The sequence below is a fragment of the Paracoccaceae bacterium genome (assembly GCA_033344815.1).
GTDB lineage: Bacteria > Pseudomonadota > Alphaproteobacteria > Rhodobacterales > Rhodobacteraceae > Roseobacter.
In genome coordinates this window covers 2,983,750-3,000,671 of record JAWPMR010000001.1, presented here as the reverse complement: position 1 = coordinate 3,000,671, position 16,922 = coordinate 2,983,750, and the positions used below count along the sequence as shown (strand labels likewise).

At 53.7% G+C, this 16,922-nt stretch carries 13 protein-coding genes; 6 read left to right on the top strand and 7 right to left on the bottom strand.

The genetic code is table 11. From position 1 onward, the window contains the following. Positions 1 to 114 precede the first annotated feature (114 nt). Entirely contained in the window at positions 115 to 594 is a 480-nt protein-coding gene (locus tag R8G34_13835; GenBank protein ID MDW3223944.1) for a protein tyrosine phosphatase family protein, read from the bottom strand. Continuing rightward, complete coding sequence (locus tag R8G34_13830; GenBank protein ID MDW3223943.1) at positions 587 to 865, bottom strand: DUF1272 domain-containing protein; 279 nt, start codon at positions 863 to 865, stop codon at positions 587 to 589. The genes R8G34_13835 and R8G34_13830 overlap by 8 nt, the downstream gene beginning before the upstream one ends. A 62-nt stretch (positions 866 to 927) precedes the next feature. On the opposite strand from R8G34_13830, the gene R8G34_13825 reads away from it, so the two are divergent. The 3 genes from R8G34_13825 to R8G34_13815 all read left to right on the top strand — a co-directional run bounded on the left by R8G34_13825 (position 928) and on the right by R8G34_13815 (position 6,818). Next, complete coding sequence (locus tag R8G34_13825; protein MDW3223942.1) at positions 928 to 1,932, top strand: helix-turn-helix domain-containing protein; 1,005 nt, start codon at positions 928 to 930, stop codon at positions 1,930 to 1,932. A gap of 2,682 nt (positions 1,933 to 4,614) precedes the next feature. Further along, positions 4,615 to 5,388 (top strand): class I SAM-dependent methyltransferase, encoded by a 774-nt coding sequence (locus R8G34_13820; GenBank protein ID MDW3223941.1) that lies wholly within the window; start codon positions 4,615 to 4,617, stop codon positions 5,386 to 5,388. A 407-nt stretch (positions 5,389 to 5,795) separates the two neighbouring features. After that, complete coding sequence (locus R8G34_13815) at positions 5,796 to 6,818, top strand: hypothetical protein (protein MDW3223940.1); 1,023 nt, start codon at positions 5,796 to 5,798, stop codon at positions 6,816 to 6,818. On the opposite strand, the gene R8G34_13810 is transcribed toward R8G34_13815, so the two are convergent. Then, positions 6,775 to 8,346 carry a winged helix-turn-helix domain-containing protein gene (locus R8G34_13810; protein ID MDW3223939.1) on the bottom strand — a complete coding sequence of 524 codons (1,572 nt, stop codon included), beginning with the start codon at positions 8,344 to 8,346 and terminating at the stop codon, positions 6,775 to 6,777. The two genes, R8G34_13815 and R8G34_13810, sit on opposite strands and share 44 nt — an antisense overlap. Positions 8,347 to 8,494: 148 nt before the next feature. Between R8G34_13810 and R8G34_13805 the strand changes: the two genes are divergently transcribed. From R8G34_13805 to R8G34_13795, 3 genes are all read left to right on the top strand, one after another. Continuing rightward, positions 8,495 to 9,433 (top strand): homocysteine S-methyltransferase family protein, encoded by a 939-nt coding sequence (locus tag R8G34_13805; protein MDW3223938.1) that lies wholly within the window; start codon positions 8,495 to 8,497, stop codon positions 9,431 to 9,433. A gap of 104 nt (positions 9,434 to 9,537) precedes the next feature. Beyond that, entirely contained in the window at positions 9,538 to 10,206 is a 669-nt protein-coding gene (locus R8G34_13800) for a hypothetical protein (protein ID MDW3223937.1), read from the top strand. 76 nt (positions 10,207 to 10,282) lie between these two features. Further along, positions 10,283 to 10,888, top strand: coding sequence for an N-acetyltransferase (locus tag R8G34_13795; protein MDW3223936.1), 606 nt, complete (start codon positions 10,283 to 10,285; stop codon positions 10,886 to 10,888). Between the two features lie 765 nt (positions 10,889 to 11,653). Here the strand turns inward: R8G34_13795 and R8G34_13790 are convergent. From R8G34_13790 to R8G34_13775, 4 genes are all read right to left on the bottom strand, one after another. Next, entirely contained in the window at positions 11,654 to 11,815 is a 162-nt protein-coding gene (locus tag R8G34_13790) for a hypothetical protein (GenBank protein ID MDW3223935.1), read from the bottom strand. A 533-nt stretch (positions 11,816 to 12,348) separates the two neighbouring features. Then, the gene (locus tag R8G34_13785; protein ID MDW3223934.1) at positions 12,349 to 13,359 is read right to left on the bottom strand and encodes a HupE/UreJ family protein; all 1,011 of its coding nucleotides are present in this window, start codon (positions 13,357 to 13,359) and stop codon (positions 12,349 to 12,351) included. Further along, positions 13,356 to 14,207, bottom strand: coding sequence for a peptidylprolyl isomerase (locus R8G34_13780; GenBank protein MDW3223933.1), 852 nt, complete (start codon positions 14,205 to 14,207; stop codon positions 13,356 to 13,358). The genes R8G34_13785 and R8G34_13780 overlap by 4 nt, the downstream gene beginning before the upstream one ends. Before the next feature lie 2,088 nt (positions 14,208 to 16,295). After that, positions 16,296 to 16,898: a VPLPA-CTERM sorting domain-containing protein gene (locus R8G34_13775; protein MDW3223932.1), complete on the bottom strand. Its 603-nt coding sequence runs from the start codon at positions 16,896 to 16,898 to the stop codon at positions 16,296 to 16,298. Positions 16,899 to 16,922: the final 24 nt, after the last annotated feature.

The following is a 16,922-nucleotide window of genomic DNA, read 5'->3' as shown; positions in this document are numbered from 1 at the left end:
TTTCAAACAACCTCGTCGGCGTGGAGACAAGAATGCCGCCTGATGCAAGAACTGCAGCACCAGGATAGCCGCAACGATGCATAGCGTTGCTGAATGGATCGCCGGAATAGGCCGTCAGTAATCGTCGCCCGCATAACGATTTGGCTTTCCTTCGGCATCCGCACTATCGATGAAACTGGCCCAATCGTCCCCGGGTCTCCAGATGCTTTCCATGATCGCAAAAGCAGCCTCCGCGGACATATTGGCATTGGTTTTGGCGTAACGGTAGAAAAAGGCGCTGACCCTGGCATTGTAGATGCAATGGACGTGTTTCTGGTCAGAGGGGTTACTTTCAAGCGCGGCTCGGAAGTCCTCAAAATTCTGGTCGGTTGGGTCTTCGAATTCAACCGGGATGTAGATGTAAGACATCCCGAGTGCCGCGACTGTGCCTGCTTCGTCTTTGAGCGCACCCTTGTTATGGTGTGGTCCGAGATTAATGATTTGGGTCACGCCCAAGGCTTGAATTTCCGCTAACTGCTCTTCGGTTGGTTGCCCCGAAGTTGTGAGGAACGCGTCGATCCGGCGCCAGTTCAGGATGTGTTTTAGCTCAGGCATCGTGGGCTCCCTGCGTCAACTCAAGAAGGTTCTTACATGCAGCATGGGCTTTGTTGACCCGCTGTGTAGAGGCTGGAAAATTGCACAGTCTCTCCGCAGGCCGCACCGGTCGTGGTACAAATTTGCCACCGCAATTCGGACAAAGGTTCGAAAAATTCGTCTCAGCACAGTCTGCGCAGAACGTGCATTCGAAAGAACAGATGCGGGCGTCGGACGCGGTCGGCAGCAGATCCTTATCACAGCACTCGCAGTTTGGTTTCAGAGTCAACATCACAAAATCTCCGTTTCACGTAACTGTAGACTACCCAGGTTTCTTTTGGCAGAAATGACAATATGACATTAAAAACTGCCAAACTGGAACATCGGCCCCACGTACCAAGGCTTGTCGTATTTGTAATTTATCCCGATATCGTGTTTCTGGATTTGGTTGGCCCGCTACAAGTGTTTTCCCACGCACCGGATTCCATTTCGGGAAGCCGCGGTTACGAATGTGTTGTTGTCTCAACCGGCGGCGGCCTTGTGCAGACGAACACGGTCGTGTCGTGCCCTAGTGTCCCTGTTTCCAGCCTATCGGGTCGCGAAATCCACACGCTTATTGTGGTGGGTGGAGACGGGGCCGTTCCAGGCATGCGGGATGCAAAACTCGTCGAAGCGATCCAATCCCTCGCAGCAGGGACGCAGCGTGTGTGTTCCGTTTGTTCCGGCGCGTTAGTCCTGGCCGCAGCCGGTTTGCTGGATGGACGGCGTGCCGTGACGCATTGGGAAGATTGCAAAATGCTCGCGGAGGAGTTTCCACGCGTTCGGGTCGAAGTTGATCCAATCTTTGTGCAAGACGGCTCGACTTGGACCTCTGCTGGAATTACGGCCGGGATTGACATGGCCTTGGCGATTGTGGCGGAAGATCTCGGGCGGGCGTCAGGCATGAAGGTGGCACGCTCCATGGTAGCGCAGATGGTTCGCTCCGGTGGGCAATCTCAATTCAGCCCGACCCTCGGGCGTCAGTTGCGAGACGGTAAAGGGCGGTTTGAAGCTTTGCACTTGTGGATCGCAGATAACCTCGCATTTCCTTTATCCGTAAACGAGCTCGCCGACAGAACTGGCATGAGTCCGCGAAACTTTGCCCGCGTCTACAAGCAAGAAATGAGAACAACACCGGCCAAGGCCGTCGAAGCCATGCGGGTTGAGAAAGCGCAGGATCTGCTGGCAACAACATCACAAAGCATTAAACAAATTGCTACATCCTGTGGGTTCCGGGATGAAGACCGCATGCGCCGCGCATTTCAAAGAGAGTTGTTTGTTTCGCCATCGGACTACAGGCAAAACTTCCAGTCACTGTAAGTGCTGGATTAGATGACCAAATCGCCGCACATCGCGCGAACGACTTGTGTGGATATCTCCTTCATAGAAAGGGTTTTTTTGATCTGATTTGTGATTTTGTCAGAAGCAGCCCGCTGTTTCCGCTGCGCGCCGATGATTTACTTGCAAACCGTGAGAGGGTCCAGTTTGAGCGGCTTTGACCGCACACCCTGAAAGGTTCCGCCAACCAAATACCCAGCAGCTTTGCGGGCTTTATTGTGCGAGCCAGACGACGGGATGTCTGGTTGTAGCGACTAACTTGTGAAGACTCATTTCACGGGACTTGCCAACGTGGTGTTCGGTTTCTTGCAGGTTGCGGATGCAGTAAATGGCTCGTTTCGGGTGATGACCCTTCCGACGATCCGTGTGACGTACTCAGCCACCGCGACTGCACGCACGCATCCTCTTTGGCGACCTGCTCCCGTCGATCCTCATATCAACCGATCCGTACATCCAGCGCCTTGATGTGCTGGCACAGGTTATACGTCAATTGCTTCGCGATAGCGGGTAGATCCAGCACCTCGTCAACCAAAATGTCCCGAGCGAAGTCGATGAATCACCCGCGCGCGAAACCGAATCCAAACCGCCAAGCTCGGCCATCATGCCGCGCAACCTTTGACGGGCGGCGTGCGCTGGCGGTCTTTCAAATCCCATGTGCGATGGACCGAAAAGACAGATTGCTGTGCAACCGCCTTGGCTGCAAAAAACCGCATGCTGGGTCGGGTGACGGCTTCGCAGATCGCTTCCACATGAATGGCACGTGCTTCCCTCGTCTGACATTAGGCTCGACATGTATCGGCGGGGTCAGACGCAACTAATAGCCTAAGTTCGCGAGTTCACGGGCTCAATGATGCGCACTTGTGCGAGCTTCCATGAAAACGAGGTCTTGCCCCGACTTTCTGAAGAAGGGCAGAACCTGCGCTCGTTTCATAAGCCGGTTGAAAACACCTTCTTTTTCTTCACTGATCCCGGGAACTTGAAGAGCGTCCTCGGTCACTTCGGGGCTAATCGAAGTAAAATACTTGGTGTGACACCGTTTAAAAGTAGGACTCCTCAACTGCACCATGGCGCATCGCGACGCCGGTTGCAGCGGGAGCCATCCACCCCGTCAAAAGAGAGTTTGCAAAACACAATGCGGCGACCTCAAAACGCATCCCGAATTCCGTTTTTTTGGATAAGGCCAGTGAAAGCAACAGTTTCTTACCTTGTGGTTATACCGCTGATCCGCAACGTTTTTTCCATCAAAATTCGATTCCTGCGCCAAATGTTCTGGTTGTTGCGGGAACATCAATGGCACAGGGAAAGCAAGCTGGAACGGCTTTATGCATTCGGGCACAGGATGAAACGCAAACGTGGTTGCCGCCCGTGTACTTGGGGTCGCATTGCCGATAGCATCCTATGCCATCGCGGATACCATCGCCCGGTTGGATGCCGACAAGCCCGGCTTATGCATGTCCCTGCAAACGCGAGAATTGACACCGGGCTCTGTGACCACCCTTAGGTGGTTTGTCATATCGAATGCCCGAGCATGTCGACAAACGCCCTGCCCCGCCAACGACGTGATCGGTCGCGCTGAAGATGTGGGAACGCCAACTGTCTGTGCCGATGGGACGGTCAACGCCCGGGATGAACAGCGCGTTTTGCGGCGTATCTGCCCGCAGGCAAGATCCCGAACGGTTGGTATGATCAGGACGTTCCAGATCCCACACGAGCCGAAATTCATTTGGCGCTCAATGACCATGGTCCGCTCATTCCGGACATGGCCGCGTCCATGCTGACCACGTATCGGGGCGGTTGTTCGAATGAAAGCCTGCCGCCAACTTTTCCAGGCAGGGCCTAGGCTGACGGCATTGCCGAGCCGAATCGATGCGCCCTCATCCGGTATGCGATTTTCGTCCAGGTTAATTAAGTCAATGTTTTAAAGGAGAAATACAGTTAAGATGTGAATTGCAGCCACGCTTGCGGTAATGGCCGTCCACAACCTGCCCGCAGCAGCTTTGACAATCGACCCGGGGCAGGTGGTCCGTGGGACGTATAGTTTCGCCACCTTTCGCACGACCACTCTCTAACCGACGTACTTTCTGTTGCGGCCGTCATCTTTGGACCTGTTCGGCGATGGGGACCCTGTTGCTATTCGGTATGTGGCCTCCATACTGCCCCCCCGTCGTTCTCACGGTTTGACAGTATCGGAACGGCGCTTGACCCAACTGCCGGCATCCTCTTTGAAGCAAGAGAGATCCGTCCACATGCATTTCCACCCGCCGTGCCAAGCTCTGGCTTTGTGGAAATTCCGGGTCTTAAAGGATCTCTTGATGTTCTATCCTTGGATCTGTTTGCAACCGAAGCGGTTTCGGCAAGTAGAGTTTTGCGCCGGAAGAGTGTCGGTACCTTTGAGCGGATTGAACCATCCCTGGCGTCAGTGCCATTGCAACCGGCAGCGGCTTTACTGCTCATCACATTGGCCAGCGCGTTTAGTTTGGGTCGTTTCTTGCAAAGTCGGGCCACCAGAACGCCCTCTTAAGACCGATGTCCAATCATGAACTTAGGGTCACGGAACTGCGCGACAGTCAAATGACCTGAGGGATCGAAGGTAGCTCCGTGGGCATTTTTGCCAAGTGCGCCCGTCATCTGCTAGAATACTCCCGGTATACTGGAACCAAGCCAATGACGCGCGACTACATTGCAATAAATCGGGACGTTTGGAACGATGACGCCACCAATTGGGTCGATGTCGGCGAACGGCTTTGGACAGCAAAGGAACCGGAATGGGGTAATTGGGGCGTACCGGAAGCGGAGATCAACCTTCTTCCGAAGGAGCTTTCGGGCATTGACGCGGTGGAACTAGGGTGCGGCACGGCGTATGTGGCAGGATGGATGGCCCGTCGTGGCGCTCATGTCACGGCCATCGACATCTCTCCAGCTCAACTTTCAACTGCGCGGCACCTTGCGAAACGTCACAATGCGACAATCACTTTTATAGAGGGTGACGCTGAGGCTACAGGGCTTTCAAACGGCTCTTTCGATTTCGCAGTTTCCGAGTATGGAGCCGCAATTTGGTGCCGCCCTGACCGCTGGTTGACCGAGGCGTGGCGATTGTTGCGTCCTGGTGGTGAGCTCGTCTTTCTTGGAAACCATCCTTTGTCTCTCATCTGTTCGCCATGGAACGGAGCGCCCTGTGATGATTCCATACATCGGCCTTATCGCGGCATGTGGGGTGCCGACTGGACAGAAGTCGAATTTGATCCCAGCGGGATTAGTTTCAATCTGACAATAGCGGATTGGTTCAAGCTTTTCACTGAAATTGGGTTCACCGTGAAAAATTATCAGGAGATCTACGCGCCTGACGGAGCACGCCATGTGAGAGCTGGTGTTCCAGCCGAATGGGCGAAGTCGTTCCCGGTTGAACAGGTTTGGCACCTCTGCAAACCAGGCAAGTGAATGCCGCAACACCAATTTTGGCAGACAGTTACAAGAAACAACACCGGACAAGGCTGACGCCGTCCGGTATCATACTTTGTGATCGCAACGAAAATTCGCAACAATGATTGCGCCTTGCACCGTCGCAAGGCCGAAGCTTATTTGCTCCATCAGGCGAACAGTAAAAGCCCATTTATGCCGTTGCCTCATCTGTTTCTACGCAATGCGACGAGGGGCACTAAACGTCGGCCGCAGCGCTGTATCGCCGAGACCAGTCGAGTACGCAGTGCGCTGGTTCATCCCGAACGCGCTTGGACACCGAAAAAGAAGTGCTTGCAGGTCGTCGAAAATGCATTCTGCAAGCTTGAGGCACGCGGTGAATGCAGTAACGTTAATGCTCAATGCAGCCCTCATGGCAAGGAACAGCAATGAAACTCGGTTTTGGCATTGGCATATTGTGTCTAGGGTCAGTGATTATCAACACAATGCCAGTTTGGGTAGGCAATCTATCCCGCAATCCCGAAGTCGGAGATGGCTTGGCAGGCGCTTTCGCCAGTCTCGTTTTGTTTTCTGCGGCGCTGACCTGTGCTGGGCTATTCCAGAACGCAGTTTCCTACATAGCCCGGTACGCGCTGCCGCTTGCTTTTGCCGCGCTCGCCTTTGGGGAGCATTGGCACGTGACGATCTTGGCTGGCACGTGTATCGGTCTCGGCGTATCCATGGGCAGTCTGACACAAGAAGCTTTGCACGCTATAAGGCGTTCAGAAAAGAGTTTGACATCTATCGGACTGGCAATGTCGATTGGTCTGGTCGTGTCACTCGTCTTCTATCTTATGTTGCCACTGTTTGATTTATCCCCTTTCTGGTTTTTGTTTTTGCTGTCGCTACCGATTGTTGCGCTGCGCGGCACGCCATTTGTCACCGACGGCGCAGGCCATGTGTCGACAGGCTCAATTCGAGCACCGACCAAGTTTATCGGTTTTTTCGTGATGATGGGCGCGTATTGGACTTTTCTTGAACTCTATGGCGCGCGTTTCAACAATGGCGATGCGGTTGCGCTTTGGTTGCTAGCCAGCCTTGTATCAGGCGCATGCGGATCGATTTTGGCCGCGCGACTCCCCGGAACATGGCAAAGCAAAGCACAAAAGGTCGGGCTATCACTTGCTGCCGCAAGCGGCGCTGCGAGTTATGTCGCTCAGGACATTTCCGTGTTTGGGATCACGATCTTGGTGAACGCTTTTGCATTATTCCTTTTCTTTCCGATTTATCTGCAGACTGCGGGGGAAAGGATGCCCCAAGCCATGGCCGGCTATCTTGTTGGCTTCGCCGCGGGAGGTCTTGCGGGTGCGGTCCTAGTGAAAATCGGCGGATACCAATTGATGGCATTGGCTTTATTGCTATCTGGTTTCATTGCCCTGATACCGCGCTCTCGGCGCTCGTTTCTTCAATAGACATCCCCGCAGCGCGCCAATGCTTCAACGCGGACTCCACAAGATCCTTGTTGGCGTCCCACATTGTCAGCTCATCCAGAACACGGCTTTCGAAACCGGGGAATACGTTCCGCAAACTGGCGACTTCGGCCGCCGCAAATTCTGCTTGTCCGAGCGCTGAATGCAGCCAAACCAAATGAGCGTGATACCAGTAAAACCCCGGCATGGGCACCAATTGGACCTCAAGCAAGGCCGCTTCGAACATACCAAGGCGTGCATATCGCCATGTCTTGGCAAAATGATACCAGCCGGGATGCTCGGGACTGATTGTCATGGCTTTGTCCAATAGCCTTATTGCCTCCTCCTCGCGTCCAAGAAACGCGTAGCAATGACCTATCTCGGACAAAACGTCGGAGTTTCCGGGATTCAATTCAAGCGCACGATCGGCGGCGCGGTCGAAGCCTGCAACATCCGACGCGAACAACCGACACATGGCCAGTGCAACCTGCGCAAACGCGTGTCTGCTGTCTGCCTTTACCGCATTCTCAGCTGCCGTCGTCGCCAGTCCCAACGCATCCACGCCTACTCTTTCATTGACGTGGTAACGGTGCTCTTCAAGTAGCAAGACCGAATAGGCTGCCCATCCACTGGCCGCACTCGGATCCGTCTTCAGGGCAATTGGAAAGGCGGCTCTCAACTCAGCATGTAGCTCAGGATCATAGGTTCGGTAAAATCGTCGGAACTCGGCAGTCAGGCGAAACATCTGCCAACTGGCCACTTGTGCGTATTCCCGCGCTGTCTGGTCTGTGACGTGTGCGACGGGCCCATGCGGACCCGCAAGGCGACCGGCGCACATCTGTGCGATCTGGTCCTGCACATCAAACAGCGACGAAATCGTTGCTTCGCGATCAAATTGCTCGGTCACCATGATTACGCCAGTGTCGGTCGAGATCAGCTGCATGGAGACACGAATGCGCGACGCGGTCATTCGAACGCTCCCTTCAACAACGAAACCGGCGCCATAACGGCTGCCGATCTCTGCCGGCTCCAAACAGGCGGTTCGAATTACATCGGAGGTCATTCTTGAAAGCACTCTGAAGTCAGGGAAACGCGACAGGCTGGCAATGATCTCATCCGTCAGACCTTCACAAATGAATTGCGCATCCGGATCACGGCTTGTGTTGCGAAACGGGAGTACCAGCAGGCAGGGCAAACTGACTTGCGGCTTCTGGTCAGGAATGATGCTTTCTAAGGGCGACGCCAGTCGAAAACCCACGCCATGAACCGTCTCAATGACGCGTTGCGCGGAGCCGGTATCACCAACCGCGCGACGGGCTTCCTTGATGGCGGTCGACAACGTGGCATCAGTAACAATTCTCCCATCCCAGACATCATCGATCAATTGATCCTTGCTGACGATCTCCCCATCCGCATCAACAAGCGCTCGCAGAATGTCGAGCGGTTGACGGCTGGGTTTTCGGACGGAGTCACCTGCACGCACCGTCCTATTTTCAAAGTCAATCTCGGCATCGACAATTCGGACCTTCATGTTGCGTTCCCCCATCTGAATGCGCCCAAAGAGTGCTGCTCAGAGTTTCTCAGATACTTCTCAGATACTTCTCAAGCTTTGTTCTGTTGCCCCGACTACCTGTCTGCCACGACACCGGCACACAATAAAGCCAGGGAAAGGATCCACGATGAAGTACCGCAATGCGCTGCCGCAACTCGACGGCACCCCCATGATAACAGACGGTGGGTTGGAAACGACACTCATCTTTCAAGAAGGTCTCGACCTTCCGCTTTTTGCAGCCTTCAAGGCTCTTGAAACTGAACAGGGCATTTCTGCAATCGACCGATACATGAGCAGGTTTGCGGATATTGCCATTCGCGAGCAGCGTGGTTTCATCATGGATACGCCGACCTGGCGTGCCAGCGCCCGCTGGGCGGCAGAGCTTGCCATGACGCAGGAAACACTTCGCTCAATACACCAGGAAACGGTTTGCACCCTGATCCGTTTAAGGAAAACACATGAGCAGTCTGACAGATCTCCGTTCGTCGTGAACGGGGTCATCGGACCGCAAGATGATGGCTATGCCCCAACGCGCGTTCTGACATCTGATCAAGCCGAAGCCTACCACCGCGCGCAAGTCGGTTGGTTCGAGGAATTTGGGGCGGATATGGTCTCAGGGATCACCATGACCTATGCCGCAGAGGCGATTGGGATCACCCGCGCCGCAAAGGCTCACAACATGCCGGTTGCCGTCGCTTTCACAGTCGAAACGGATGGAAAGCTGCCCTCTGGTGAGCGCCTTGAAGACGCCATTAAGGCCGTAGATCTGGCCACGGAAAGTTACGTCGCATACTTCATGATCAACTGTGCGCACCCGGATCATTTTGCGCATATACTGAAAGGCGGCTGGACCAAACGGATCATGGGTCTTCGCGCAAATGCCTCGCGTCTCAGTCATGCAGAGTTAGACGCCGCTGAGACACTCGATGACGGCGATCCACAAGAGCTTGGCGAACTCTATGCCAGTCTTTCGCAGCTATTGCCGAATTTGACAGTCATCGGTGGGTGTTGCGGCACAGATCATCGTCATGTCGCTGCGATGTGTCAGTCAACACGCGCCGCATGACATCTTGCGAAAAACCGCTCTGCCCCTTTCCCCAACAGCTGCGCGCGGAATTGCCGCGCGCCCTGTCACCAGCGTTAACACCTCAACCTCAAAGGAACTTAAAAATGCTTAAATCTACTCTCTCTGCCATTGCCCTGCTGGCAACCACAGGTTTTGCCATCGCAGAAGGTGCCCCGATGGCTTTCGATGTCGCAGAAGACCATACGCGCATCTTCATGTCTGCCCAGCCGCTGCATGAAAACGGAATGCCCGCCCATGGCAATGCATTTCTGAGCCAGGGCTACATCTATCCAGCGGGAACACTGAAAGACGGTATCGTCGGTGTTCTCAAGGACGGCGCCCCGGCCTTCCCGGAACTCGTCTTGGGCACCTGGACCTGCGATGGGTACTTTGTCGGCGAGGCTGGTAATGCAACCACCGGCGTCTGGGTTATTTCTCGTCAGGTCTTTGCCCTCAATGACGGCGACCAAATTGTCACCCAAGGGACGGAGATCGCGGATATCGGACAGCAGAATCAGCGCCCGATCACTGGAGCAACCGGCGATTATGCGCATATTGAGGGCGCTCTTGTGCAGACCACTCTGGGGTTCAACGAATTCATGGCCATCAGTGCCACCTTTGAATTCGAGGCTGGTGCAAAAGATCAGGCCGATTACCAAAGCGGTGCAAAAAGCGATGTCTTGCGCGACTCTGCTTATCAGGAAGACCAGCTTGAATGGGACTCCGGTGCACCTGTGGGTCCACTAGAGCCCCGCAACCAAAATCTCTTCTGAAGTGGAGAATACCCCTCGCTCGGGAAACGGGCGAGGGCACGAAACTTCATGACATGTTTCATACAGGTACAAAGAAATGAAAGACTTTTTCGAATTGAACTTTCGTCCAGCGCATGCGGGCGATGCGGAACATCTTGCCAAATTGATTGACATCGCCGGTGAAGGAATTCCCACCTGGTTGTGGGCAAAATCGTTGGAACGCGGTCAATCCCCTCTCGAAGTTGGTGTGAACCGTGCTCTGAGGCGTACTGGCGGCTTTTCTCACCGAAATGCAACTTTGGCCCAGAGTTACAGTGAGATCGCCGGTATGGTGCTTTCTTATCCCATCGACAAATTGCCGAAAGAAAACCCCGATGATTTGCCGCTGCCGATCGCGCCCTTTTTGGAGTTGGAAAAAAGTGCCGTGGGAACGTGGTACATAAACGCGCTGGCCGTATTTCCGGCGTTCCAAGGGATCGGGATCGGAAATTCACTGATGGAAGAAGCAGAGAATTCCGCACGCCAACACGGGTATGATAGAGTGAGCATACAGGTCTACGAGCAAAATATCGGTGCTGTGCGCTTGTACGAAAGGTTAGGCTATTCAGTGACCGAGCGTGCTCCAGTGCGCCATCATCCATGCCAGCCTTACTATACAGGAGACGTTCTCTTACTTGAGAAAGTGTTGTCATCCACAGTCTGAGTTCAAATGGAGCAAGTCATCAAGAGACGTACATTTTCCATCTGTTCTGACGGTTAGGTATTGAATAGGACTGTTTCACTGGGTCCGGGAACTGGACAATCCCTTGTTGAGAACCTTGCTCGAAAACAGCGAGCCTACGTTGAACGTTGTATGACAACAAAGTGTAGGAGAGAAACCAAGATGGATTGTCAGAGATCCGGTCAATGCAACTGTCCTGGAAACGGTTTCCCTTGAAGGGCTTACAGCACATGTTGGCTCTTTCAATCAACATTAAGCGCCGATCTTCGCATCGCCCGCCTAGGCGGCGCAACGATCCTCGGATTGCAGTTTTAGTTCTGCAGGTACGCATACTGATCCAAGGCAATAACCGTCTCTCCCAGAACTTAGCCGACTTTGGCGGGGTGATCTTTGGGAGCGGACGTTGAATGGACGTCAATCTGGCTTGTCTGCCTTACCCGTAGCATTAATCCCGCCCGCCGTATTGTCACCCATTTCTTCGTCTTCCGCCGTTTCAGACGCCTCGGGTTCAGGGCCCCAAAGGACAAGGGCTTACCCAACGACAGAGGCTCTTTTATTGGTATCGGCCTTTCTGCGTCACGCGATGCATCGGTTGAAACCGGTGTGGGAGGTACATCAACAGACCCTCAGCGCGCTGGCGCCCATCTGGTGAAAAACTCGGACGGCTTAGTTCGTGCCGTCGGCGCCTCCGCTCCCCGATGTCTTAGTTATGACTTTGGTACGGAAGAGCACGTCGTGCTGAATTGCTTAGAGATCGTTCCACTCGCGCGTGATGATACAGACGCGACTTTCGAATACCAAAGAAGAGGCGTCATACCCGACACAGCGGACCCTTACGGTATCGGTATTGATACGTGGGTAATAGTGCATCATGCGTGTGATCTGGGCACTCCCGATTGACCAATTCAAGGTCCAAAATCCTCGGGTTCGGAACAGAGCTTTACGTGTGGTCGATTGTGCAAATACGCGTGGTTCCGGCGCGAATGCACTCCATTGTACGGTCCCACGTGCCAAACGAACAGTAGTCGCCCGATTTGATCGGTTTCTCCGTGCAGAGAACGAAACCGCTTATGAATTTTCTAGCGTCCACCGGATCGCCAGCGCAAAAGCGAGACCGCAGACTCTAAACCCTACTAGGATATCAAGCAATGGAATCCCAAGCGTTTGCGCGTCGTTTGCCAGTTTCCAAATCGCGCCAATCTCAGCGAGGAATTTCGTCGTGCCGTTCCATTTTGGTGCGGGCGCAGGCGAGTCCGACTTCACATGGCAGGTTTTCTCCGGGATCTGTTACAACGTCGAACGCACCAACTTGGTCTTTGGCTATCGTCACATTTGTTGAGCTTTGAACCGGGCGTGCTGTTGAATGACATTGAGGTCAGCAGTTTCGGGATCAAGTATGGCTACCGCTTGCAGACACGTGTCACATTTCAAGTTGGTTGCCTCTAAAACCCGGACAAACGATCAACGAACCAATAAGCGGAGACGCCCCCGATTGCATAAGCGCCGACAATTCCGCCCAGTCTGCTGGCCGCAATCATGGATGATGCGTCCGCTAGCACCCGGCGCAAGATCACGCTGGTAATGAGAACCGCAAATACGAACAAGAGCTGGCCGATCTCGACACCGATGTTGAATGACAAAAGCGCCAGTGGCACCTCGGCTTGCGGCAACCCGATCTCCTGCAATGCGCCAGCAAATCCAAAGCCGTGTAGCAATCCGAATGTGAAGGATACCGTCCATGGATAACGTTCTGACAGACGTCGGTTGGTCCCATCCCGCTGCACCAGTTCGGACGCCACGAACATGATCGACAACGCGATGATGGCCTCGACCGGCGGACCTGGCAACGTGATCCAGCCAAAAGTTGCCACCGCCATCGTGATAGAATGCGCAACAGTGAAGGCCGTGATTGCGCCAATCAGACGCCATCGATCCGGGATCAGCAACAGCAGGGCAAAGACGAATAAAAGGTGGTCAATCCCCGCCAGGATATGATCGACCCCTAGCGACAGATAAGTTCGGATCACATCGAACTCATCCGGCCGTTCGGGCACTGTGAAGGCCATCCTTTCCGGTGTCAGGCGCTCGGATCGGACCACATCCTGCTCGGTTTCATAGCGGACAAGCACATCGGTCTTCTGCATCTCCAGCCCTTCGATGGTGATCGTACCACCTGGCAGCCCACCGGGACAGGACGCAACCCAGACCGAAACCCATGCCGATCCGTCCGAACGCGGAGTAGGCCCTTTGGCCGGATCACACAGGTCAGGAAGGCGCACATCGATGGCCATTGGCGCGCCCCGCACATCGGGTCGCCGCCAAAATACCCGGTAAGAGTCGCCCGCCAACAGCGTCACTTCGAGGTATCCGGGTTGAAGGGCATGTGCGCCTGTGACGTTTGGTTTAAGCAACACCACAGCAAGCAACAGAAATATCGCGCGCAGCAATTTCACTGCAGAACGCTTTCGATCTCCGAGGCCTCGGGCAGCGTTACATCATACCCTTCACGAAACTCCATATACATCGCTTCGGACAGCATTTTAGCCCGAGATGCCGTAAACTCAGCAACTACCCGATCGCGTACCGCATCAAATTCGGGGATCACGCCGGGATCACGCCGGGTTATGCGCAGGGCATGTACCCCAAAACCGGACCGAACGGGCGCCACCCAGTCGCCGACCTCCATTTTCATAAGGGCGTCAAAGAACCCACGTCCAAAGGCGCCATCAATTGTTGTTTCTGACGATGGTACAACGGAAGGCGGTAGCAGCGTCCGCCGCCCAACCGAGGTCGGGTTTGCTCCACGCAACAGCGCAGCCAGGCCTTTATACAGTTCCGATTGTTCAGGCGCTTCGCCGAAATAGACCTGTTCGAATGCAATCTGTGGCGCGGTTGCGTAAGAGAGCTTGTTCTCCTCGAAAAACGCTTTCAACACTTCTTCCGCGGGTGTCATCGCAACGGCCGCAGATTCCATCAGAAATGCCATCTTCTGGGACAGCCGCCGTTCAATGATCGCGTCGCCCTTGTCCATGGACAGTAAAATCGCCTCTTGCACCAAGATGCTGTCCCGCACATGCGCGTCAATCAGCTTGTCCATCTCCTCGCGCGTCGGCGCGCGCCGCCAGGTGCTCTCAAATTGAGCCGCCATCTGGTTTACATCTGCAGCCGTGACATCAACCGTTTTGCCAGAGGCTGTATCGGGCCCCGGTCCATTCAAGGCAGCGTAAATCAGGAAAATTGCTACGCCAATGGCAAGAAAATGAACAAGCGGTTCGTTCAGGACGCGCACTATGATCGTCACGGATTGCCTCCCTTGTGACCATGTCAATGAAGTTTACTCAATCAAAGCTGACCACTTCCGGCAGACAGTTACAACACGGAATGCGTTCAAAACATAGGTGCTCTGGCGAATGAGACGAGTATCCGTAACTCCGCCGTCCCGAACATTGGGATAAGGCGCTGGACGGCGTATCTTTCTGTGAGGAGTCGCACGATTTGGCCTCTGAGGTTTTGTAAGTCCCAGTTTTTATTATACCTTTATCTATCCTAAGTCACGTAAATGAAAACTAGAGTCAAGATTCTTGTCCTTCGAATAGCTCACTTCCACAAGAAGACCGGTCTGAAATCAGACCGGGTCAAGATTGAGATTTATGGGACTAGGCTAATGCGTCCCGCCAAACTCCTCAGCCGCACTGCTGCAGTTACCTCTGGTGTCTCTGGCTGGCGCTTACCATTCGCGATAGGCATCTCAATCGGCCACTCGGCCAGAGTTCGGTGCGAAACCTTAAAAGCTTGGGCTGTGACGGCTTGGACGTGGGCCGGCAGATCCGCTACGACGGGCGGTGCGTTCAGTTCGTATGCCATTTTCATGGTCCTCCGTAAGAATTCGGTCATGACCCCAAACTGGGGGAAGAAAACGGAGGTGAAAATACACTATCACCTGACATGGCCTGACATGCGAAATAGCAGCTCAAGATGGGACACGCGTCGAGACACACTTTTGAAGGCCAAGACGGCATTGTGACCCATAGTAAGTTTATTTGGTAAGCGGTGCAAACTACCCCTCCCTTAACATCTTCCCGTATTGCTATCGAAGGTGTCCGTCGTCATATAAAGTTGGACATCGCAGCGGCTTGAGCATTGGAAGGTTTGGTTCGTTTGTGTGATTGATTATGCTGCTTGTTTTAGATGTTGCAATGTCTGAAATCAGCACCTGTTGGACAGATCCACTTGCCGTCGGCTACTGTCTCACCTTTCAGATATGATCGAATCTAGGAACTCGATTTGTCTGCGACACGTTTCCATTTTTGATTATCCAACAAAGTAGTTTGAAAAACACTCAACTTGCTACAATCCGGAATTCCTCTCAGCGTCTTTTTCACACTGACCACCAGAGACTTCGGCATCCAAAGGCTGAGGTAAACGTTATTGATCCACGGGAGTTTGACATCGTAGTCTAGAAAATCACTTGGAAGTACCATCGACGTAATAACAACGCGCCACTCATTTTCGTCTTTGTAAGGCAAGCGTTTCACAAAAGGCAAATCTGATGCTAGCACTCCGGAAACCGATAAGACATCAATCTTCTCATACCGAACGCTTTGCGCTTTGACTTCAGGGTCTGAGACGAATGTGCTTTGAAGCTCACTCTTTTTGAAGTCAATGCATACTCCATCATTCCCCGGAGCGAATAGGCGCGTGTGAGCTACTGCAGAGGCAACTCTTGGCGCGTCGCTTCTTCTTCATAGGCCTCTGTCGCAGCCCTGTTCTCTTGGCATCACAGACGGATTCGTTCGACATTGGACGGTTTGGCACTCACAGCCTCCGTAAGACGTGACATAGTCAGGCTAAGCGATCAAACCGATGTCACAGCATCCGCATCCAGTGTCAGGTTTACTTTTATACGCCCCATGCGAGCCTCTCACAACACAAGCGTTTTTCGAGAGTGTGTTGTAAATAGTTACCTGCAGCATGGAACGTCTGGAGCGTAGGCGAACTGTCTGGCGCTTCTGGAGCCGATGCCTTCGATTTTTGGGAAACCGACGAAGAATAACAGGCCGAAAGCCAGTCCTCGTTGCCCAAAACGATTTGGCTTTGACGAGCCAGATTGGCGGGCTCTTCGCAGATCGCAAAGCGATGACATAGCCTCGGCAGCGTCACCCAGTCTCACACTACCTTGCAATTTCAACTGCACCCACTGCTTGGATGCCGGTCTTTATCCTTGGGCTGGGCACCTTGCGGAGTCCATCACGCCATGTTCAGCCGACTGCGACCTCAATTTGCAAGCGTGGACAAGCTTATCCACTACCCATACCGAAAAAATGGTCCACGATTTTCTGTCCAGCTACACCAAACACCGGGCACATTCACCCCGTGACGAGAGTTTTGGTCAAGAAACCTTGCGTTTGCGGCGGCGGGACAGGACAGCGAAACCGCCCAAACCCACAATCATCAACGGTAGGCCCGCAGGCAGTGGAATCGGGTTTATGCGAGAAGCGGAAAGGACTTGTAACTCGGCGAATCCTAAATCCATTAGCGAAACATCAAAGGGGTCGAAAAACGAACCTGCACCAAAATCCAACACTGCCAGCACGAAGTCATCGCTACTGAAATCGTTTGTGCCAGTCACATCGTAAAGAATGCTGAAGGTGGAGGCCGCAACATCCACAGCGGTGTCCATTCCCACGCCAAATATGCTCTGCGTGAGATCAAATGAAGTGATATCCAGACCAGGCGCCGCGTCGGATACAAAATTACCATCTGAATCGACTTCAACCGACGCAAAAACCGCATCGAGATCAATGAAGGAAAGATCAGCGCCTTCAACGATCGCATTGCCCCCCGAGCCGGTCGAAACACTGACGTCGAGCAGAGCTGCTGCCGGCAGGATATTAGAGCCAAATGTAAAATCACCGATGCTGGCGGCCTGTGCGCCCGCTGCCATCAGGCCCAGACCACAGGCAGCAGCAAACCCGACTATTTTCTGGCGCATGTTGCTTCCTCTTTTACGCGTCAC